The 23549-nt window shown below is 45.4% G+C and carries 9 protein-coding genes and 1 pseudogene (1 of these 10 only partly in view); all 10 read left to right on the top strand.

The annotated features are described in order from the left end of the window. Nucleotides 1-24: 24 nt before the first annotated feature. Nucleotides 25-295: pseudogene (locus V6D44_RS00695) on the top strand (hypothetical protein). Beyond that, nucleotides 292-1158: an ACP S-malonyltransferase gene (gene fabD, locus V6D44_RS00690; RefSeq protein ID WP_087991458.1), complete on the top strand. Its 867-nt coding sequence runs from the start codon at nucleotides 292-294 to the stop codon at nucleotides 1156-1158. Before V6D44_RS00695 ends, fabD (V6D44_RS00690) begins: the two are co-directional and overlap by 4 nt. Before the next feature lie 504 nt (nucleotides 1159-1662). Beyond that, nucleotides 1663-2637, top strand: a complete 975-nt coding sequence (locus V6D44_RS00685; protein ID WP_087991459.1) for an acyltransferase domain-containing protein — start codon at nucleotides 1663-1665, stop codon at nucleotides 2635-2637. Then, the gene (gene fabD, locus V6D44_RS00680) at nucleotides 2634-4943 is read left to right on the top strand and encodes an ACP S-malonyltransferase (RefSeq protein WP_087991460.1); all 2310 of its coding nucleotides are present in this window, start codon (nucleotides 2634-2636) and stop codon (nucleotides 4941-4943) included. The genes V6D44_RS00685 and fabD (V6D44_RS00680) overlap by 4 nt, the downstream gene beginning before the upstream one ends. Nucleotides 4944-5030: 87 nt before the next feature. Beyond that, the gene (locus tag V6D44_RS00675) at nucleotides 5031-5279 is read left to right on the top strand and encodes an acyl carrier protein (protein ID WP_087991461.1); all 249 of its coding nucleotides are present in this window, start codon (nucleotides 5031-5033) and stop codon (nucleotides 5277-5279) included. Continuing rightward, entirely contained in the window at nucleotides 5257-6504 is a 1248-nt protein-coding gene (locus V6D44_RS00670) for a beta-ketoacyl synthase N-terminal-like domain-containing protein (protein WP_087991462.1), read from the top strand. Before V6D44_RS00675 ends, V6D44_RS00670 begins: the two co-directional genes overlap by 23 nt. Next, nucleotides 6505-7767: a polyketide biosynthesis 3-hydroxy-3-methylglutaryl-ACP synthase PksG gene (pksG, locus tag V6D44_RS00665; RefSeq protein ID WP_087991463.1), complete on the top strand. Its 1263-nt coding sequence runs from the start codon at nucleotides 6505-6507 to the stop codon at nucleotides 7765-7767. Further along, nucleotides 7755-8534 (top strand): enoyl-CoA hydratase/isomerase, encoded by a 780-nt coding sequence (locus tag V6D44_RS00660; RefSeq protein WP_087991464.1) that lies wholly within the window; start codon nucleotides 7755-7757, stop codon nucleotides 8532-8534. Before pksG ends, V6D44_RS00660 begins: the two co-directional genes overlap by 13 nt. 41 nt (nucleotides 8535-8575) lie before the next feature. Beyond that, complete coding sequence (locus V6D44_RS00655; protein ID WP_333516218.1) at nucleotides 8576-9325, top strand: polyketide synthase; 750 nt, start codon at nucleotides 8576-8578, stop codon at nucleotides 9323-9325. Nucleotides 9326-9370: 45 nt separating this feature from the next. Then, nucleotides 9371-23549: the 5' portion of an amino acid adenylation domain-containing protein gene (locus V6D44_RS00650; protein ID WP_333516217.1), read on the top strand. Its footprint extends 968 nt past the window's final position; 14179 of the gene's 15147 nt are visible here — the first part of the coding sequence; the start codon lies at nucleotides 9371-9373; the stop codon falls past the right edge of the window.

Here is a 23549-nt window from a genome sequence, read left to right as displayed (position 1 = left end):
TTTGAATAAGGCTCTGGAGAAAAGATGAAGCGCATTCTCCTCATATCCATGCCCTATAAGTGATACGGGTCATTTTTCTTATGTTCTGCTATAGCCTCTGATCCTTTATGCCCCAATTGAAAAAAATAGGAAAACAATCGAGTGAACTGTAGGAAAAATTAACTTGACGTTAATATTTACAGAGGTTACCATCAACATGAACATGCTACTATTTATCCGGTCATCACTATTTTTTATAAAATCATACAGAAGTGCATCATATTTACTAATCGGAAGGGTGGCTTTGAGAGAATGATCACATATGTTTTTCCGGGTCAGGGTTCGCAGAAACAGGGAATGGGCAGCGAACTATTCGATGAATTTAAAGAACTGATGGCTCAGGCAGATGAGATCCTAGGATATTCAATTAAACGTCTTTGCATAGAAAATCCTTATTCTAATTTAAACAAAACGCAATTTACACAGCCGGCTTTATATGTGGTAAACGCATTAAGCTACCTGAAAAAAATCCGTGAAGCGGAAGCTAAGCCCGACTTTGTCGCCGGGCACAGCTTGGGTGAGTACAATGCGTTATTTGCAGCGGAAGCCTTTGATTTTGAGACAGGTTTAAAGCTTGTCAGAAAAAGAGGCGAGCTGATGAGCATGGTGAGCAACGGCGGCATGGCAGCTGTTATGGGATTAAATGAAGAGCAGGTTGCAAGTGCTCTGAATCAATATGATTTACACAATGTTGATATCGCTAATGTGAACGCCCCATATCAAATTGTGATTTCAGGCAGAAAAGATGATATTGAAAAAGCCGCATCTCTTTTTGAAACGATGACTGAAGTTACAATGGTACTCCCCTTAAACGTAAGCGGCGCGTTTCATTCCAAATACATGAATAAAGCGAAAGAAGAATTCGAGCAATTTCTTCATACCTTTCATTTTTCGCCTCCGTCTATCCCGGTTATTTCTAATGTGTATGCCAAACCGTATACATATGAATTAATGAAGCAGACGCTGGCCGATCAAATCAACCATTCAGTGAAATGGACGGAGAGCATAAACTACTTAATGAAAAAAGGCCAACTAGAGTTTGAGGAAATAGGGCCTGGAAATATTTTAACAGGGTTAATTCACCGTATAAAGAAAGATGCGGAAGCAATGTCCCGCTGAAAATGATGATCCCTAAGATCATGCACCGCTAAAGGCAGGCTAGAGATAGATTTCCTTTTAGTCAAGGTATAAAGTTTTAGAGGTGCAATCGTTCGTTCGACACTGTTTCTAAATGAATAACTTTATATACTGTTACATAATGAGGCTGATAAAACATGTCCGCACCATATTAGACATTTGAACTATGTCAGTCAGCCGGCATGGATGCCAAACCATCGCTCTCACATCTGATGGTCTCTTTTTCACCGCACCCAATCATTCATAGAGCCGATGTTTTTTGCTGATCCTGTTAGCATGTTATGCCAAATTAGAGATATCAACATACATCTACGACCACTACATAATAGATCCGCATCCAGAGCACCAAAACAATCTTCCTAAAGTTCCATTATGTCTTTTCATTAAATAATCGGATTTCACTCGCTGCTGTGTATCTTTTACAGCATACATGGAGATGAGAAATCAAAATAGCCGTCATAAATATAAAAAAAGTAGGTTATGCATATGAATGAACCGCTCGTTTTTATGTTTTCCGGACAAGGTTCCCAGTACTATCATATGGGGAAGGAATTATTTAAGGAAAATACCGTGTTTCGCCAGTCGATGCTTGAAATGGATGCCATTGCAGCACGGCGAATCGGCACATCCATTGTTGAAGAAATCTATCATCCCGCTAAACGTGTGTCAGATCCGTTTGACAGCATTCTTTTGTCCCACCCCGCAATCTTTATAATTGAATACTCCTTATACAAGGTTTTGGCAGATAGGGGAATCTATCCTGATTACGTATTGGGATCAAGTCTGGGAGAATTCGCAGCAGCAGCTGTTTCTGGTGTGTCAGACGCAGAGAATATACTGAATTGCATACTTGAACAGGCCATTTTAATCCAGAAATCCTGCGATAAAGGAAAAATGCTGGCCATTCTTGATCATCCGCAATTACTGAAAGACCATCCGCAGCTGTTTAGAGATAGTGAACTCATCTCTATTAATTATGATTCGCATTTCGTCATTTCTGGTGAAGAAGAAAACATAAAGCAGATCATGGAGGTTTTAAAAGAGAAGCAAATTCTTTGCCAGCAGCTGCCTGTGTCCTATGCCTTTCATTCTTCGCTTATTGATCCGGCAGAAAGTGTCTATGCAGAATTTTTAAGTTCAATCTCTTTTAAAAACCCGTCAATACCAATGGTGTCGAGTCTAACGGGGGGCTGTCTTCGCGAAATAGACAAGCATTTCTTTTGGGATGCGGTTAGAAAGCCAATGAGATTTCGCGAAGCGATTGGATATTTAGAAAGCCAGCATACATGCCGGTTTATCGATTTAGGGCCATCCGGCACCTTAGCTGCTTTTGTGAAACAGCTGATTCCGGGTGATTCAGCTGACCGCTGCTACTCGATCATCACACCATTTCATCAGGAGCTGAAAAATCTGAATACGGTTGAGTGTTTCCGTACACCAGAAAGGAAGTTTACAAGATGATTACATATGTTTTTCCAGGACAAGGATCCCAGCAAAAGGGAATGGGACAAGGACTATTTGAACAATATCGGCATTTGACTGATCAAGCAGATGAAATTTTGGGCTATTCAATAGAAAAGCTCTGTACCGAAAAATCCTATTTGGATGTAAACCATACTGAATACACGCAGCCGGCTTTGTACGTCGTCAATGCACTCAGTTATTTGAAGAGACTGGAGGAAACCGGCAGAAAACCTGATTTTGCGACAGGACATAGCTTAGGAGAATACAATGCGTTGTTTGCAGCGGGGGCATTCGATTTTGGAACCGGATTAAAACTTGTCAAAAAAAGAGGCGAACTGATGGGACGAATTACAGGAGGCGGAATGGCTGCTGTGATCGGGCTGAATAAGGTACAAGTTACAGCCGTTTTAGAAGAGCACCGTCTCTATGACATTGATGTGGCAAATGAAAATACGCCTCGGCAGATTGTGATCTCCGGCCAAAAAAAAGAGATTGAAAAAGCCGGAACGGTTTTTGAAAACACCAAGGATGTAAAGCTATTTCACCCTTTAAACGTAAGCGGAGCTTTTCATTCCAGATATATGAATGAAGCAAAACAGGAATTTAAGCAATTTATTGACTCATTCCTTTTTGCGCCTTTATCTGTCCCTGTTATCTCCAATGTCTATGCAGAGCCCTATCAACAGGACAGGATAAAAGAGACATTATCTGAACAAATGGTCAGCACAGTGAAATGGACGGACAGCATACGTTTTCTGATGGGAAGAGGAGAAATGGAGTTTGAAGAGATCGGGCCTGGAACTGTTTTAACCGGCCTCATCCAGCGGATTAAAAATGAAGCAGAACCGTTAACACATGCACCCGAAAAGAACCTTGCTTCCCGTCATACGTTCAGTGCGCATTCAAAGGAACAAGCAGAAGCGGCTGGACATCGACCTCAAGTTCAAGCTGGAATTACGGCAGAATCTTTAGGAAGTGCTGAGTTTAAACAGGATTATCAACTTACATATGCTTATCTTGCAGGAGGAATGTACCGCGGCATTGCTTCGAAAGAAATGGTAGTAAAGCTGTCAAAAGCAGGAATGATGGGGTTCTTTGGTACAGGCGGCCTGAGTCTGAATGAGGTTGAAGAGGCGATCCTCACTATTCAAGAAGAATTAGGGGAAGGACAAGCCTACGGCATCAATCTCGTCCATAATATGAAACATACTGAATCAGAAGAAAAAATGATTAACCTTTTATTGAAGCATCAAGTGAGAAATGTGGAAGCTTCAGCATTTTTAAGTGTCACTCCCGCATTAGTAAGGTATCGCGCAAAAGGAGTAAAACGAAACTCTAATGGCGATGTCATTTGCTCAAATCGTCTCATTGCGAAAATATCACGGCCGGAAGTTGCAGAATCATTTCTGAGTCCTGCGCCTGAGAATATGCTGCAAAAGCTTTTAGGAGAAAATAAAATCACAGTGAATGAAGCTGAGTTGTTGCGTAACATTCCGATGGCTGATGATATTTGTGTGGAAGCTGATTCAGGCGGCCATACAGATGGAGGTGTGGCATACAGCCTGATGCCGGCGATGACGTCATTAAGAGATGAAATGATGAAAAAATATCAATATCCGAAAAAAATTAGAGTTGGTGCAGCTGGAGGAATTGGAACGCCTGATGCAGCGGTGGCAGCTTTTATGCTTGGTGCTGATTTTATTGTAACAGGCTCAATCAATCAATGTACGGTTGAGGCGGCGACAAGTGATAAAGTAAAGGATTTGCTTCAACAGATGAATGTACAAGATACAGCTTACGCGCCTGCGGGTGATATGTTTGAATCGGGCAGCAAAGTGCAAGTGCTGAAAAAAGGCGTGTTCTTTCCGGCGCGGGCAAGCAAGTTATATGAACTGTACCAGCGATACGGGTCAATACGTGAGCTGGATGCAAAGACGTTGACTCAGCTGGAGGAGAAATACTTCAAACGCAGTATAGAAGACATCTATAAAGATATGACATTGCATTATCCCGAGGCAGAAATTGAGAAGGCTGAACAAAATCCGAAGCATAAAATGGCTTTGATTTTCCGATGGTACTTCAGATACAGCTCCAACTTGGCAATCAGCGGAAGCGAACATTCGAAGGTCGATTATCAAATTCACTGCGGTCCGGCGTTGGGAGCCTTTAATCAATGGGCCAAAGGTTCTGAATTAGAAAACTGGCGCAATCGCCATGTGGATGAGATCGGAAAAACATTAATGACAGAAACGGCAGCATTGCTTCATGAAAGGATGCAATCAATGTATCAACCTTCGTTTTAAAAGACAGAATAAGATTGATAGTTTGAATATTACGAAAATACACCTATAAAAAGTACTCAAATGAACCCTTGAAGGAGAGAGCGCGTTATGGATAAACAGAGAATCTTTGAAGTGTTAGTCACCAATATTTGCGAGGTGCTTCCTGAATTAGACGGACACAGATTCGAGCCTGAAGATCAGTTAGTTGAGTTAGGAGCTGATTCTGTAGACAGAGCTGAAATTATCACAATGGTGCTAGAGGATTTATCATTAAAAATTCCCCGCATTGAGCTGTCTGGGGTGAAAAACATCGGCGAGTTGGCTGAGGTGCTTTATGACAAAGTGCAAACTGTCTGAGGTGGTGGTGACCGGTGTAGGCGTAACGGCTGCTATCGGTCAAGGGAAAGAGGCCTTTGCTTCTTCGCTGCTGTCCGGCAGGCATGCCTTTGATGTTATGAAGCGTTCGGGCAGACAAAAAGACAGCCGGTTTATTGGAGCTGAAATTGCGACATTGTCTTATCCCGACCGGCTTTCTAAAAAATTATTAAGAAAAGCGTCATTTTCCAGCCGTGCTGCATTGGTGACTCTCTCAGAGGCTTGGGAGGAAGCTGCATTAAACGAAGTCGATTCCGCACGTATCGGACTGGTAGTCGGTGGGTCAAATTTTCAGCAGAGAGAAACCTTACAGCTTTATGAAAGTTATCAAAATCGCTCTGGTTTTATTTCGCCTGCGTATGGCCTGTCTTTCATGGATAGCGACCTTTGCGGATTATGCACAGATCAGTTTGGCATTACGGGCTTAGCTTATACCACGGGAGGAGCCTCGGCCAGCGGCCAGTTAGCAGTGATTCATGCGATTCAGCAAGTCTTGTCAGGCGAAGTAGATATTTGCATAGCGCTTGGTGCATTAATGGACCTTTCTTATATGGAATGCGAGGCGCTTAGGGCTTTAGGCGCTATGGGAACGGACAAATTTGCGGAGGTGCCTGAAAAAGCGTGCCGGCCCTTCGATCAGAACAGAGACGGGTTTATTTATGGAGAATCGTGCGGCGCATTGGTGATAGAACGAAAGGAGACCGCTGTCCGCCGAGGTGTCAAGCCTTATGCAGCGTTGTCTGGATGGTCAATCAAACTAGACGGGAACCGGAATCCCGATCCTTCTTTAGAAGGGGAGATTCATGTCATCCAGGAGGCGCTGGAGCGTGCCGGCCTTTCACCAGAAGACATTGATTATATTAATCCCCATGGCACAGGTTCTTTTATTGGAGATGAAATTGAATTAAAGGCGTTGCATGCGTGCGGGCTTTCCCACGCTTATATTAACGCAACAAAATCGATAATCGGGCACGGCCTCAGCGCCGCAGGCATTGTAGAGGTGATTTCTGTTTTGCTGCAAATGAGAAAATCTGCCCTGCATCCGAGCCGGAATTTGGATCATCCAATTGATGATTCTTTTCATTGGGTAAATGAGAAATCGATTTCATACCGCATCAAAAATGCGCTGAGCTTAAGCATGGGGTTTGGCGGAATGAACACCGCGGTTTGTATACAAAACATTGAGAAATGTGGAGGCGAATCATAAATGGTTTCAGCCGGAATAGAAGCGATGAATGTCTTTGGCGGGACGGCATACCTTGATGTCATGGAACTTGCCAAATATAGACACTTAGATACTGCCAGATTTGAAAACTTATTAATGAAAGAAAAAGCGGTAGCGCTGCCTTATGAAGATCCTGTGACCTTTGGAGTCAATGCAGCTAAGCCGATTATTGATGCTTTATCCGAAGCCGAGAAGGACCGGATTGAATTGCTGATCACTTGTTCTGAATCCGGGATCGACTTTGGGAAATCGTTAAGTACATATATCCATGAATATTTAGGCCTGAACCGCAATTGCCGTTTGTTTGAGATTAAACAGGCATGTTATTCAGGAACTGCAGGATTTCAGATGGCGGTCAATTTTATATTATCCCAGACGTCTCCGGGTGCCAAAGCACTAGTTATCGCCAGTGATATTTCACGTTTCTTAATCGCCGAGGGCGGAGACGCTTTAAGTGAAGACTGGTCTTATGCTGAACCGAGCGCCGGAGCGGGAGCGGTGGCCATTTTAGTAGGCGAAAATCCCGAGGTGTTTCAAATAGATCCCGGAGCAAATGGCTATTACGGCTATGAAGTGATGGATACGTGCCGTCCTATTCCCGATAGTGAAGCGGGAGATTCTGACCTGTCTTTAATGTCATATCTGGATTGCTGCGAACAAACATTTCTGGAATACCAAAAACGTGTGCCCGGTGCAAGTTATCAGGACACGTTTCAATACCTTGCTTACCATACACCCTTTGGCGGGATGGTGAAAGGTGCGCACCGAACAATGATGCGTAAGGTCGCGAAGGCGAAAACAGCTGAGATTGAACCGGATTTTTTAAATCGGGTTAAGCCAGGTTTAAACTATTGCCAACGGGTTGGAAATATTATGGGAGCTGCCTTGTTTCTGGCGTTGGCCAGCACGATAGACCAAGGGCGGTTTGATTCGCCTAAACGAATCGGCTGTTTTTCCTACGGATCAGGCTGCTGTTCTGAATTTTACAGCGGTATTACAACTCCGCAAGGCCAGGAACGCCAGCGCTCATTTGGCATTGAGAAGCATTTAGATCGCCGATATCAGCTCTCAATGGAAGAGTATGAGCTGCTGTTTAAGGGGAACGGGATGGTGCGGTTCGGAACGCGCAATGTAAAGCTGGATGTTGAGATGATACCGGGCATCATGCAGTTTACTCAAGAGAAGCCGCGCTTATTTTTAGAAGAAATTTCTGAGTTTCATCGGAAGTACAGGTGGATCTCGTGACCTATCAAACGATAAAGGTCCGCATTCAAGAGTCGGTTTGCTATATCACCTTTCACCGTCCTGAAGCGAATAATACGATTAATGACACACTCATAGAAGAATGTTTGCAAGTGTTACACCAATGTGAAACATCATCGGTTACGGTTGTTGTGTTAGAAGGGCTTCCCGAAGTATTTTGCTTCGGGGCGGATTTTCAAGAAATGTATCAGGAAATGAAAAGCGGCAGGAAACAGGCAAGCTCCCAAGAGCCTCTCTATGATTTGTGGCTGAAATTGCAGACAGGCCCTTATGTCACGATTTCGCATGTCAGGGGAAAAGTGAATGCCGGCGGCCTTGGTTTCGTATCTGCCACAGATATTGCCATAGCTGATGAAACGGCGTCATTCAGTCTCTCTGAGCTGTTATTCGGTCTGTACCCGGCTTGTGTTTTACCGTTTCTGATCCGCCGGATCGGCTGGCAGAAAGCACATTATATGACGCTAATGACAAAGCCGATTTCCGTACAGAAAGCCAGTGAATGGGGGTTAATAGATGCCTTTGATGTTCAAAGTGAGGTGCTGCTGAGAAAGCACTTATTGCGTTTGCGGAGGCTGAATAAAAAGGGGATCACCCGTTATAAACAGTTTATCAGCTCACTTGATCATCAAGTCAGCCGTTCGAAATCCATCGCTTTAACTGCAAATCAAGACATGTTTTCTGATCTTCAAAACCAGATGGGAATCATCAGGTATGTTGAAACAGGGCAATTCCCATGGGAGGAACAGTAATCATTTGAAAAGATGACAATCAGAACCGTTAGGAGGACATCATGACGCATTCTGTTGTAGAGCTCATCGAAGTTGAGCCTGCTATTATTCAGGTAAAAATGCATGACCGCACTCATAAAAACGCATTTTCACAAGAACTTACAGACGGTTTAATTCAAGCGTTTGAATTCATTCGGAAGAAACCCAATTATAAAGCAGTCATTTTGACAGGGTATGATAACTATTTTGCTTCAGGAGGAACGCAAGAAGGGCTGCTTCGAATTCAGCAGGGATTGACCAAGTTCACGGATGACAATCTTTATTCGCTGGCGCTGGATTGCGAGATTCCAGTCATCGCAGCAATGCAGGGACACGGAATTGGAGGCGGCTTTGTCATGGGGCTTTTTGCTGACATTGTCATTCTGGCCAGAGAGTGTGTGTATACGGCTAATTTTATGAAATACGGATTTACGCCTGGAATGGGCGCTACCTTTATCGTTCCTAAAAAACTGGGGTTCAGCCTGGCTCAGGAAATACTAATGAATGCGGGCAGCTACCGCGGAGCTGATCTCGAAAAAAGAGGGGTTCCCTTTAAAGTCCTGCCTCGTGCGGAAGTATTAGATTATGCGGTGGAACTGGCGCATGAATTCGCGGAAAAGCCGAGAAACTCATTGATTACATTAAAAGACCATTTGGTTGCCCCGCTTCGTCAGCAGCTGCCTCACGTCATAGAACAGGAATTGATGATGCACGAGAAAACATTTCATCATGAGGAAGTCAAAATGAGAATCAAAGGTTTGTATGGAAATTAACCAGAAATCCACATGAAAATTTGCAGATTAAATGGAGGCAGCGCGATGAGAAATAATGATAATACACGCATTTTAGCTAATCCTTCTGTCAGCTACGGTGAGCCTTTACATCTATCTGAAGAGCAGCCGGCAACAATACCTGAAGTTTTATACAGAACTGCTGCTGAGCTCGGGGATACAAAGGGAATCATTTATTTGCAGCCGGATGGAAAAGAAGTGTATCAATCATATGGACGATTGTGGAATGATGCACTGCGTATCGTAAAGGGGCTCCGGCAATCAGGCCTGAAAGCAAAACAAAACGTGATTTTGCAGCTTGGCGACAATTCTCAGCTTCTCCCTGCGTTCTGGGGGTGTGTTTTAGCAGGAATTGTTCCGGCTCCGTTAGCCGTTCCGCCAACGTACGCTGAATCGAGCAGCGGGACTCAAAAGCTGAAAGACGCATGGACGCTTCTTGACAAGCCGGCGGTGATTACAGACCGGGACATGCACCAGGAAATGATCGATTGGGCAAGTGAACAAGGCCTTGAAGGATTCCGTGCAATTGCTGCGGAAGATCTGCTCAGTGCCGAGGCAGAGACGGACTGGCATCAATCCAGTCCTGAAGACTTAGCGCTTTTATTGCTGACTTCAGGCAGTACGGGAACGCCAAAAGCGGTTATGCTTAATCATCGAAATATTATGAGCATGGTAAAAGGGATTATTCAAATGCAAGGCTTCACCAGAGAAGATGTCACGTTTAACTGGATGCCGTTTGATCATGTCGGAGGCATCGGAATGCTGCATTTGCGGGATGTCTATCTAGGCTGCCAAGAAATTAACGTCTCAAGTGAAACGATCTTAATGGAGCCGCTGAAATGGCTGGATTGGATTGATCATTACCGTGCTTCAGTTACGTGGGCACCGAATTTTGCGTTCGGTCTTGTCACTGATTTTGCAGAAGAAATGAAAAACAGGAAATGGGATCTGTCCTCAATGCGTTACATGCTCAATGGCGGTGAAGCAATGGTCGCCAAGGTAGGGCGCAGAATGCTTGAGCTTTTAGAACCTCATGGACTGCCTGCTGATGCGATCCGGCCTGCATGGGGAATGTCCGAAACGTCATCCGGCGTTATTTTCTCTCATGAATTTACCCGGGCTGCAACAAGTGACGATGATCATTTTGTCGAAATCGGTTCTCCAATCCCTGGATTCTCTATGAGAATAGTGAATGACCATAATGATTTGGTTGAGGAAGGCGAGATTGGCCGTTTTCAAGTTTCGGGTCTTTCCGTTACAAGCGGTTATTACCGGCGCCCGGATTTAAATGAGAGTGTGTTTACGGAAGATGGATGGTTTGAAACCGGAGACCTAGGCTATTTGCGAAACGGGCGCTTAACTATTACAGGGCGCACGAAAGATGCAATTATCATTAATGGTATTAATTATTACAGTCATGCGATTGAGTCTGCTGTTGAAGAATTAGCGGAAATCGAAACTTCTTATACTGCTGCCTGCGCAGTCCGCGTGAATCAGAATTCAACGGACCAGCTGGCTATCTTCTTTGTTACTTCCGCAAAAATGAGTGATGAGCAGATGTCTCAGCTTCGTAGAAACATACAATCCCATGTTTCACAGGCGATCGGCGTCACCCCGGAATATTTGCTGCCGGTACAAAAAGAAGAGATTCCGAAAACGGCTATCGGAAAGATCCAGCGCACCCAGCTGAAAACGTCATTTGAAAATGGAGATTTCGATTACTTGCTTCATAACCCCAACCGGATGAACGGGGCGGTCCAAGACGAGGACATGCAGCAAGCAGATCATGTGAGAAGAATAAGGGAAGAGATACAGGAGCATCTGCTCAGCTGTTTGACTGAGGAGCTGCACATTTCCCGCGATTGGGCGGAGCCAAATGCTAATATCCAGAGCCTTGGAGTGAATTCTATCAAGTTGATGAAGCTCATTCGGTCGGTCGAGAAAAAATACCGTATCAAACTCACAGCCAGAGAGATACATCAGTATCCTACGATTGAACGCTTGGCTGGCTATCTATCTAAACAAGAAGGTATCAGCAGCATCTCTGATGACACAGCGGGTACTGACACATCTAAAACGGAACCGGAAAAGAGTCAGGCAGCTTTTCAGCCTCTGTCTGAGGTGCAAAAAGGATTGTGGACATTGCAAAAAATGTCACCTGAAAAAAGTGCCTATCATGTACCTCTCTGTTTTCGATTTTCGTCAGGGCTTCACCTTGAAACATTACAAGAGGCTTTCGGCTTTGTATTCCAACAGCATCCGATCTTAAAGCATGTCATCCGAGAGAAAGACGGAGTGCCATTTCTTACACATGATCCAGCGCTTTCACTTGAAATCAAGACAGAAGACATCTCAGGAATGAAAGAGTCTGACATTCCTTCTTTTCTTAGAAAAAAAGGAAAGGAACCATATGTAAAGGAAAACAGCCCGTTAGTGCGTGTCATGAGTTTTTCCAGATCTGAACAAGAGCAGTTTTTACTAGTTGTCATTCACCATTTGATTTTTGACGGGGTTTCGTCTGTAACATTTATACGCAGTCTGTTTGACAGCTATAAGCTTCTTTTAGAAGGACAGCAGCCGGAAATAACTGTTTCTCCTGCCATTTATCACGATTTTGCGGCCTGGGAGCAGAACATGCTTGCCGGAAAAGACGGCGCGAAGCATCGTTCATACTGGCAGAAACAGCTATCGGGAACTTTGCCGAGCCTTCAGCTGCCTAAGGTCAGCACAAGTTCAGCCGATTCTGAGTTTGAAGAGGATACATATACCCGGCAGCTGTCCAGCGGTTTCATGAATCGGGTCAGGACGTTTGCGAAAGAGCATTCTGTGAATGTTTCGACGGTATTCTTAAGCTGCTATATGATGCTGTTGGGCCGCTATACCGGACAAAAGGAACAGATTGTCGGCATGCCGGCGATGGTGAGACCGGAAGAAAGATTTGATGCTTCCATTGGGCATTTTCTTAATATGCTCCCGATTCGCAGTGAGCTGAACCCGGCAGATATTTTTTCTGAATTTGTGGCTAAATTGCAATTTACCATGTTGGATGGGCTTGATCATGCAGCTTATCCGTTTCCGAAAATGGTGAGGGATTTGAAAATTCCTCGCAGCGAAGCGGGCTCACCGGTGTTTCAAACTGCTTTTTTCTATCAGAATTTTCTTCAATCCGGCAGCTATCAAAACTTGTTGAGCCGCTATGCTGACTTCTTTTCTGTCGATTTCGTTGAGCGTATTCATCAAGAGGGTGAATACGAATTAGTATTTGAACTTTGGGAAACTGAAGAAATAATGGAGCTGAACATTAAATACAATACCGGGCTATTTGATGCGGCATCTGTATCCGCGATGTTCGATCAATTTGTTTATGTAACAGAACAGGCAGTGTTGAATCCTTCTCAGCCTTTAAAAGAGTATTCTTTATTGCCTGAAGCAGAGGAGCAGATAATTCTTAAAACATGGAACGACACTGGCAAAACGTATCCATATACATGTTTTCATGAATTATTTGAGCAGCAGGCGAAAAAGACGCCTGATCGAGCGGCTGTCAGCTATGAAAATCAAACATTGACGTATCGGGAGCTTGATGAAAGAAGCACACAGCTGGCCATTTATTTGCAGGCGCATGGAGTGGGTCCGGACCGCTTGACAGGAATCTATGTGGATCGGTCGCTGGACATGTTGGTGGGATTATTGGCGATTCTCAAGGCTGGAGGAGCATATGTGCCGCTTGACCCTTCCTATCCGGCTGAGCGACTGGAGTACATGCTGGAGGACAGTGAAGTCTCCATCACGCTGACGACATCAGAATTAGTAAACACGTTGAGTTGGAGCGGTGTCAAGACTGCTCTGTTAGATCAAGACTGGGATGAGATCGCTCAAACAGCCTCTGATCGAAAAGTGCTTACACGCACTGTCACGCCCGAAAACTTGGCATATGTTATTTATACATCCGGCAGCACAGGAAAGCCAAAAGGTGTCATGATACCGCATAAAGCTTTAACCAATTTTCTCGTTTCGATGGGAGAAACACCAGGTCTTTCACCAGAGGATAACATGCTCGCTGTCACAACCTACTGTTTTGATATCGCGGCTCTGGAGTTATATTTACCTTTGATAAAGGGCGCACACTGCCATATTTGCCAAACGGAGCATACGAAAGACGTTGAAAAACTGAAACAGGACATCCAAACAATCAAACCGACAGTGATGCAGGCAACGCCGGCTACATGGAAGATGCTCTTTTATTCAGGCTGGGAAAATGAAGAGAGGGTGAAAATTCTATGCGGAGGCGAAGCTTTGCCCGAGACATTAAAACGATATTTCTTACATACGGGCAGCGAAGCTTGGAATATGTTCGGGCCAACCGAAACAACCATCTGGTCAGCGGTTCAGCGTATTAATGAAGAATGCTCTCATGCCACGATAGGAAGGCCAATCGCCAATACACAAATCTATATTACGGATTCTCAGCTTGCACCAGTACCGGCTGGCGTTCCCGGAGAGCTTTGCATTGCGGGGGACGGCGTGGCGAAAGGCTATTACAAAAAGCCAGAATTAACGAATACGAGATTCATTGACAGCCCTTTTGAGTCTGGATCGAAGCTTTATAGAACGGGAGACATGGCGCGCTGGCTTCCGGGAGGACAAATTGAATATATAGGCCGTATTGATAATCAGGTGAAAATACGCGGATTCCGTATTGAACTTGGCGATATTGAAAGCAGGCTCAGTGAGCATCCCGGCATTCAGGAATGCGTCGTGGTCGCGGCTGAAGAGAATGGAATGGATAAGCTTGCTGCCTATTATACAGCTAAAGCTAAACATGCAAATACTTCTCTTGCAGGAAGAGAGCTGCGTCATTATGTGAAAGACGCTTTGCCTGCCTATATGGTGCCTTCTTATTTTATTCAGCTTGACCATATGCCGTTAACACCGAACGGAAAGATAGACAGAAATAGACTTAAGAATAGGGGACTAACTGCGAAGCATTCAAAAGAAAGAGAGATCTCTCCTAAGAACATTCAGGATGCTGTATTGGCCATTTGGCAGGATGTATTGAAAATGACTGACATTGAACGGGAAGACGGATTTTTCGATGTGGGCGGTGATTCGCTTCTCGCGGTTACTGTGGCTGACCGCATCAAACATGAATTATCCTGTGAACTTTCTGTCACAGACCTGTTTGAGTACTCAACGATCAAAAATATCAGCCAATACATCACTGAACAGCGAATGGCGGATACAAGTATCTCTGTGCCGACAGAACCGGCAGCTTATATAGATCAGTCCTTCGAGGGGAACGATCTGCCAGATTATTATGAGGATAGTGTAGCGGTTATTGGCATATCGTGTGAATTTCCAGGGGCGAAAAATCATGATGAGTTTTGGGAGAACCTCAGAGACGGCAAGGAAAGCATTACGTTTTTCAGTAAAGAAGAGCTTCAGCGCTTTGGCATTTCAGTGGAGATGGCGGAAAATGCCGACTATGTCCCAGCTAAATCTTCTATTGATGGCAAAGACAAGTTTGACCCAAGCTTCTTTCAAATCTCTCCTAAAGACGCTGAATTTATGGATCCACAGTTTCGAATGCTGCTGACTCACTCATGGAAAGCAATAGAAGATGCCGGTTATGCTGCGAAACAGATTCCGCAAACCAGTGTTTTTATGTCGGCAAGCAACAATTCTTATCGCGCGCTGCTGCCGTCAGATACAACAGAGAGTCTGGAAACGCCGGATGGTTATGTCTCGTGGGTGCTTGCGCAGAGCGGGACGATTCCGACAATGATTTCTCATAAGCTCGGGCTGAAAGGGCCAAGCTATTTTGTCCATGCTAACTGCTCATCGTCCCTGATTGGATTGCATTCTGCCTATAAAAGCCTGCTGTCGGGTGAATCTGCTTATGCTTTAGTTGGCGGTGCTACGCTCCATACCGAGTCAAATATCGGATATATGCATCAGCCGGGACTGAACTTTTCGAGCGACGGACATATTAAAGCTTTTGACGCATCAGCTGACGGAATGATAGGCGGTGAGGGTGTTGCCGTAGTATTGCTGAAAAAAGCGGCTGATGCTGTAAAAGACGGAGATCATATCTATGCTTTGCTGAGAGGCATAGGTGTAAATAACGACGGCGCTGACAAAGTCGGTTTTTATGCTCCAAGCGTCAAAGGCCAGGCTGATGTGGTGCAAAAGGTCATGAATCAAACGAAGATACAGCCTGAAACCATCCGCTATGTGGAAGCGCACGGAACCGGAACGAAGCTTGGAGATCCAATCGAGCTGGCGGCTTTAACGAACGTTTACAAGCAATATACAAATAAAACGCAATTTTGCGGCATTGGGTCGGTCAAAACCAATATCGGACATTTAGATACAGCTGCCGGTCTGGCGGGCTGCATTAAGGTCGTGATGAGTCTTTATCATCAGGAGCTGGCACCGAGTATCAATTATAGGGAGCCGAATCCAAATATAGATTTAGCCAACTCTCCTTTTTACGTCGTCGATCAAAAGAAAACGTTAAGCCGTGATATCAAAACGCACAGGGCTGCACTTAGCTCGTTCGGGCTAGGCGGGACAAACACTCACGCCATTTTTGAACAATACAAAAAGGATTCTGATAAGAGAAAGATAGACGGGACCTGTATCATACCGATCTCGGCAAAAAATAACGAGAGACTGCAGGAGTATGTACGAGATATTATGGCCTATTTGGATAGAAAAGGGCTTGAGAACGAACAGCTGCCTGATTTTGCGTATACCCTTCAGGTCGGGCGGGAAGCGATGGAGTATCGCGTTGCCTTTACTGCCGATCATGTGAATGAGTTAAAACAGAAGCTCACAGATTTTATCAGTGGAAAAACAGTGATTGAAGGCTGTTTTCAAGGAAGTCAGCAGAATTCTAGGGAAGTTTCATGGCTGACGGAGGACGAGGACAGCGCCGAACTGATCCGTAAGTGGATAGCCAAAGGAAAAGTGAACAAGCTTGCGGAAATTTGGAGCAAGGGAGCATATATAGATTGGATGCAGCTTTACAAAGATGAGCGTCCATACAGAATGAGTCTGCCGACATATCCATTTGCAAAGGAACGATACTGGCCGTCTCAGGCTGACTGCAAGCCGCCGAGTCATATATCCGGAAATCAGACAGAGACCGGTTCCATTCATCCGATGCTCCATCAGAATACATCTGATTTTTCTGAACAGAAATTCAGTTCGGTTTTCACTGGTGAGGAATTCTTTCTGAGAGACCATGTGGTAAGAGGAAAGCCGGTGCTCCCTGGTGTTGCGTACCTAGAAATGGCCCGCGCGGCTATCAAGCAGGCGGCAGGAAGCGATAATGGCCAAGGGGTCAGAATCAGATTGAATCATACAGTCTGGGTTCAGCCTGTTGTGGTTGACAAACATTCGGCTCAAGTGGATATCGGTCTCTTTCCTGAAGAAGATGGAAAAATCACTTTTGACATTTACAGTACACAGGAAGACGGGGCCGACCCGGTTATTCATAGTCAAGGCAGTGCGGAGCTGGTATCTGCCGCCAAAACGCCGGTCGCAGATCTCACTGAAATATCACGCCGCTGCGGCAAAGGAAAGATGTCAGCTGATCAATTTTACGCAGAAGGCAGAAGCAGGGGGATGTTCCATGGTCCGGCCTTCCAAGGGATTAAGAATGTGAATATAGGAAACAAAGAGGTTTTGGCGCAGCTGCAGCTTCCAGAAATCGTTTCTGGAACGAAGGAACAGTTTGTGTTGCATCCAAGTATCATGGACTCCGTCTTGCAGACGGCAACAATATGCATCATGCAGGAATTGACGGATCAGAAGCTGATTTTGCCATTTGCGCTTGAAGAGCTTGAGGTGATCAATGGATGTTCGTCTTCTATGTGGGCTTATGCTCGTTTAAGTGACAGCCATCACTCCGGGGATATTGTTCAGAAAGCGGATATCGATGTCATTGACGAAAGCGGAGACGTATGTGTCAGGATCAAAGGGTTCTCCACGAGAGTATTGGAAGGGGAGGTTCACTCATCAAAGTCTTCACCGCGGCATGAACGCTTAATGCTCGAGCCGGTATGGAGAGAACAGAATGGCGGATTTGTGGACGAGGACCTTTCATTCGCAGAGCATATCGTTGTTCTCTTTGAAACTGAACGAAGTGTCATAGACAGCCTTACATCAAACATGAAGGATGCCCGTGTCATAACTCTGAATGAAGCTGAAGGGCATATTGCAGAACGTTATCAGTTATACGCGCAGAACGTGTTTGAGCTCGTGCAAAGAAAGATCCGTGAGCATTCTGCAGGCCGTGTCATCATTCAAGCCATCGTTCCGCTGAATAAAGAGAAACAATTGTTTGCTGGTGTTTCCGGTCTGCTTAAAACAGCTGAATTAGAATTCAGCAAACTTACAGCTCAGGTCATCGAGATCGAGAAGCCTGAAGAGATGAATGATCTTCATTTCAAGCTGAAAGACGACTGCCGGAGGCCTGCTGATAAACAGATTCGATATGAGGCTGGAAACCGTTTTGTGAAAGGCTGGCGGGAAATGGCTCTGCCTTCCGCTGATGAGCATCATATGCCGTGGAGAGACGAGGGCGTTTATCTCATCACAGGCGGAGCAGGAAGCTTAGGCCTTCTGTTTGCAAAGGAAATTGCCGATCGAGCCGTTCGATGCACCATTGTGCTGACGGGACGCTCTGTTTTAAGTGAGCGTAAGAAAAATGAACTGGAGACTCTGCGAAGCATGGGGGCGGAGGTTGTCTATCGAGAGACTGATGTCAGTGATCAGAGAGCGGTTCGGCGTCTCATGAAGGAAATCAAAGAAAAGTATGGCACACTCAACGGAATCATTCACGGTGCAGGCAGCATTAAAGATCACTTCATCGTTCATAAATCGAATGAAGAGTTTCAAGAAGTGTTGCAGCCAAAAGTAAGCGGTTTGTTCCATGTAGACGAATGCAGCAAGGACTTTCCATTGGACTTTTTCATTTTATTCTCATCTGTTTCCGGAAGTTTAGGAAACGCTGGACAAGCTGATTATGCGGCAGCCAATACGTTTATGGATGCATTTGCTGCATACCGGCGTTCCCTTGCGGTATCAAAGGAGCGATTCGGCTCAACCATTTCCTTTAACTGGCCGTTATGGGAAGAAGGCGGTATGCAAGTCGGCGCTGAAGTTGAACAGAGAATGCTGAAAACCATGGGAATGGTCCCGATGCCAACAGATAGCGCCTTGGAAGCATTTTATCAAGGAATAGCATCTGATAAGCCGCAAGTTTTTGTGATGGAAGGACAGCTTCAGAAAATGAAGCAAAAACTGCTTTCTACAGGAACGACAGCCAAACGGAAAGAGCAGAAAAACGCAGATCAGGCTCACGGTCAAATTCAAAAATTAGAAGCGTCTTTGATTCAAATGGTTGGAGCGATTTTAAAAGTAAACAACGACGATATCGATGTCAATACAGAGCTGAGTGAGTACGGATTCGATTCGGTTACATTTACGGTCTTTACAAATCAGATTAACGAAGCATACCAATTGGAACTAACGCCGACCATTTTCTTTGAATATGGAAGCATCCAAAGCTTGACTGAATATGTAATTGCGGCGTATCCGGGAGAATTGAATCAAGATGCTGCTGTTAATGACACAGATGAAACGTCAAGCTCATTGCACAGTTTAAACAGCCTGAGAGCATCATTAGGCAACATGGTCAGTGCGATCTTAAAAGTAGATAGTGAAGATATTGATGTCAGGACAGAGCTGAGTGAATACGGATTTGATTCGGTTACATTTACGGTCTTTACAAACAAGATCAACGAAACCTATCACTTGGAAGTAACGCCGACCGTTTTCTTTGAATATGGAAGCATCCAAAGCCTGGCTGAATATTTGATAGATGAATTTGAGGAGACTTTTGTTCAGGAGAGCGCAGAATCAGAGGGGCAAGAAGAGTTACAGACAATAACCTCTGAAGTTCCAAAAAGTACAACGCGCAGAAAGCACCGCTTCAAACAGCCTGTTATTGCAAAAGAAGAAACAAGCAAAAAGCAGACTGCCGATTTTGAACCGATTGCAATTGTCGGCATCAGCGGCCGATTTCCTGGCGCTATGGATATAGATGAATTTTGGAGAAACCTTGAGGAAGGCAAAAACAGCATCACAGAAGTGCCAAAAGATCGATGGGACTGGCGGGAGCATTATGGAAACCCTGACACTGAAGCCAATAAAACCGACATCAAATGGGGCGGATTTATTGATGGTGTAGCAGAGTTTGATCCGTTGTTTTTTGGTATTTCGCCGCGGGAAGCCAATTATGTAGACCCTCAGCAACGTCTGTTAATGACGTATGTATGGAAGACACTGGAAGATGTAGGGTGCTCGCCGCAAAGCCTTTCGGGTACAGGGACGGGTATCTTTATCGGTACTGGAAACACAGGTTACAAAGACCTATTCCATAGAGCGAATCTTCCAATTGAAGGCCATGCGGCTACAGGTCATATGATTCCTTCGGTTGGCCCGAATAGAATGAGTTATTTTCTGAATATCCATGGTCCGAGTGAACCTATTGAAACCGCTTGTTCCAGTTCTCTTGTAGCCATTCACCGTGCTGTGACGGCGATGCAAATCGGCGATTGTGAGATGGCGATCGCAGGAGGCGTGAACACGATCCTAACCGAGGAGGCGCACATTAGCTACAGCAAGGCTGGCATGCTCAGCAAAGACGGCAGGTGTAAAACCTTCTCCGCCGATGCCAATGGTTATGTCAGAGGCGAAGGTGTCGGAATGGTCATGCTGAAAAAGCTTGCAGACGCGGAGCGCGACGGGAATCACATTTACGGCGTTATTCGGGGGACGGCGGAAAATCACGGTGGAAGAGCCAATACCCTGACATCACCTAATCCGAAAGCACAAACTGATCTGTTAGTGCGTGCGTATCGCCAAGCAGGCATAGATCCAAGCACGGTCACATATATCGAAGCCCATGGAACGGGGACTGAATTGGGGGATCCGATTGAAATAAACGGGCTGAAAGCCGCGTTTAAGGAATTATCCAATAAGAGAGGCGGCAGCCAGCCGGACATTCCGGATCACCGTTGCGGCATCGGCTCAGTTAAAAGCAATATCGGACATTTAGAGCTTGCCGCAGGTATTTCAGGTCTGATCAAAGTGCTGCTGCAAATGAAGCATAAAACGTTAGTGAAAAGCCTGCATTGCGAGACTCTTAATCCTTATCTTCAGCTGGCTGACAGTCCGTTTTACATTGTTCAGGAAAAACAGGAATGGAAGGCTGTCACAGATCGTGATGGAAACGAGCTTCCGCGCCGTGCCGGAATCAGTTCATTTGGGATTGGCGGAGTAAACGCACATATTGTGATTGAAGAATATATTCCAGAAGCCAATTCAAAACAAATGGCATCAGAACAGCCAAACATGATTGTGCTGTCGGCTAAAAATAAAAATAGGCTAAGGGATCGTGCTTCGCAATTGCTGGAGGCGATTCGCAAGAAAAAATATACAGATCAAGATTTGCACGGCATCGCTTATACCCTGCAAGTCGGGCGAGAAGAAATGGATGAGCGTCTGGCATGTATTGCGGGGACGATGCAGGAACTTGAAGAAAAACTGCAAGCGTTTGTTGACGGTAAGGAAGAAACTGGTGAATTCTTCCTGGGGCAGTCTAATCGCTATAAAGAAACCCAGACCATTTTTACAGCAGATGAGGATATGGCAATGGCACTGGATGCTTGGATCAGAAAAAGAAAATACGCCAAACTTGCGGATCTATGGGTCAAAGGCGTGGCGATCCAGTGGAATACATTATACGGCGAGACCAAACCGCGCCTGATCAGTCTCCCTTCATATCCATTTGCGAAGGATCACTATTGGGTACCGGCAAAGGAACATTCAGAACCGGACAAGAAAGAACTAGTTAATGCTAGTGAAAAGCGCATTGCATGTTTTTTGACAAAACAATGGAGGTTGAGCCCGGTTGGCTCAAAGGTACCGGGGACTCGGACGGTTGCCATCCTGAGCAATCCAGAGACAGCAGATTTGGCTGCTGAAGTGTCTGCGTATTTTCCGAATCATCTCTTATTAGATGTGAGCCGGTTAGACGGTAATCAGTCAGACATCGATTGGAAACAGTTTGGCGGTCTAGTAGATGTCATCGGCTGCGGTGAAGAAGATGAAGGCCGGCTGGATTGGATTGAATGGGTGCAAAGGCTGATTGAATTCGGGCACAAAGAGGGGCTCAGGCTGCTTTGTGTGACGAAGGGACTGGAATCGTTCCAAAACACTTCCGTCCGGATGGCAGGCGCCTCGCGGGCTGGTTTGTATCGGATGCTTCAAAGCGAGTACAGCCACCTTACATCAAGACATATGGATGCAGAGGAGGTTATTGACCATCATCGCCTTGCGAAGCAGATCGCAGATGAGTTTTATACGGACTCCCATGATGCGGAGGTTTGTTACAGAGACGGTTTGCGGTACCAGGCCTTTCTTAAAGCGCATCCTGAAACAGGTAAGGGAGCCGATCAAAGCATGGCCTTCCCGAAAGAGCATGTACTTTTCATTACAGGCGGGACGCGAGGCATCGGGCTATTATGCGCACGGCATTTTGTGAAGCACTATGGAGTGAAAAAGCTGGTGCTGACTGGACGAGAGCAGCTTCCTCCGCGAGAGGAGTGGGCTCGTTTGGAGACAGCAAACACATCCTCGGCACAAAAAATCAATGCAGTCCGGGAACTGGAAGCACAGGGTGTGCAAGTGCAAATGCTGTCGCTTCCTTTATCTGATGAGGCTCTTGTTGAGCAAACGCTGCAACATATCAGGAAAACCTTAGGGCCGATTGGCGGTGTTATTCATTGCGCAGGTCTGACAGATATGGATACTTTGGCCTTCATCCGTAAAACGGCCGATGATATTCAGCGGGTGCTGGAGCCTAAAGTGGCTGGGCTGACAACACTATATCGCCACGTGTGTAACGAGCCATTACAGTTTTTTGTACTATTTTCTTCTGTTTCAGCCATTATTCCGCAGCTTTCGGCGGGACAAGCAGACTATGCTATGGCAAATAGCTATATGGATTATTTTGCAGAAGCACATCAGAAAAATACGCCGATCATCAGTGTTCAGTGGCCAAATTGGAGAGAAACCGGTATGGGTGAAGTAACAAATCATGCATATCGAGAAAGCGGTTTGTTGAGCATTACGAATTCAGAAGGATTGCGTTTTTTGGATCAAATCTTATCTAAAACGCTCGAACCAGTTGTTCTCCCTGCGGTGGCGAATCAAATCAATTGGGAGCCGGAGCTGCTGATGAAGCGGAGAAAACAGCATGAGGACGGTTTACGCGAATTGACTTTACAGAGCCCGCTGGTCAAAGACATCGATGGGACCGCTGAAATTTTCAAAAATGATGGACTATTATCTGAAACACAGTCCTGGCTGGTTGATTTGTTTACCGAAGAGCTGAGAATTGAACGTGAAGATTTCGAGATTGATGTCTTATTTCAAGATTATGGGGTGGACTCAATCATTTTGGCACAGGTGCTTCAGCGTATAAACCGCAAACTAGAAGCAGCGCTCGATCCATCTATTCTATATGAATACCCGACAATTCAAAGGTTCGCAGATTGGCTGATTGGCTCTTATTCCGAAATGCTGTCCGCTCTATTCGGAGGCGGGATATCGGATACATCAGCACCTTTGGAGAACAAAACGGAGGCAGGCGTATCTGCCACTGCGAAGGAGCGTGCTCCTGCCGCCCAGATACAGGCGCCGGCGACTCTTTCACCGGACTCTCACGCTGAAGATATTGCCGTTGTCGGGCTGTCTTGTCGCTTTCCGTCTGCAGATACGCTGGAAACCTATTGGTCATTATTATCTGAGGGACGTTCGTCAATCGGTCCGGTTCCGGCAGAACGCTGGGGCTGTAAAACGCCATATTATGCTGGCGTGATTGATGGCGTCAGCCATTTTGACCCTGATTTCTTTCTGCTTCATGAAGAAGACGTAAGGGCGATGGACCCGCAAGCATTACTCGTATTGGAAGAGTGTCTGAAGCTCTTGTATCACGCCGGATATACTCCAGAGGAAATAAAGGGGAAGCCAGTCGGCGTTTATATTGGAGGAAGAAGCCAGCACAAACCTGATGAAGAGATTCTTCACCATGCGAAGAATCCGATCGTGACAGTCGGCCAAAATTATT

The sequence above is a fragment of the Bacillus sp. 0209A genome (assembly GCF_036765095.1).
GTDB lineage: Bacteria > Bacillota > Bacilli > Bacillales > Bacillaceae > Bacillus > Bacillus subtilis_G.
Note: the sequence above shows the minus strand (reverse complement) of the source record. Positions and strands in the feature narration are given on the sequence as shown.

Excerpts from the sequence above, each read along its gene's own strand:
- V6D44_RS00670 (WP_087991462.1), top strand. The coding sequence starts at position 5,257 with ATGACAAAGTGCAAACTGTCTGAGGTGGTGGTGACCGGTGTAGGCGTA.
- V6D44_RS00675 (WP_087991461.1), top strand. The coding sequence starts at position 5,031 with ATGGATAAACAGAGAATCTTTGAAGTGTTAGTCACCAATATTTGCGAG.
- V6D44_RS00685 (WP_087991459.1), top strand. The coding sequence starts at position 1,663 with ATGAATGAACCGCTCGTTTTTATGTTTTCCGGACAAGGTTCCCAGTAC.
- V6D44_RS00655 (WP_333516218.1), top strand. The coding sequence starts at position 8,576 with ATGACGCATTCTGTTGTAGAGCTCATCGAAGTTGAGCCTGCTATTATT.
- fabD (WP_087991458.1), top strand. The coding sequence starts at position 292 with ATGATCACATATGTTTTTCCGGGTCAGGGTTCGCAGAAACAGGGAATG.
- pksG (WP_087991463.1), top strand. The coding sequence starts at position 6,505 with ATGGTTTCAGCCGGAATAGAAGCGATGAATGTCTTTGGCGGGACGGCA.
- fabD (WP_087991460.1), top strand. The coding sequence starts at position 2,634 with ATGATTACATATGTTTTTCCAGGACAAGGATCCCAGCAAAAGGGAATG.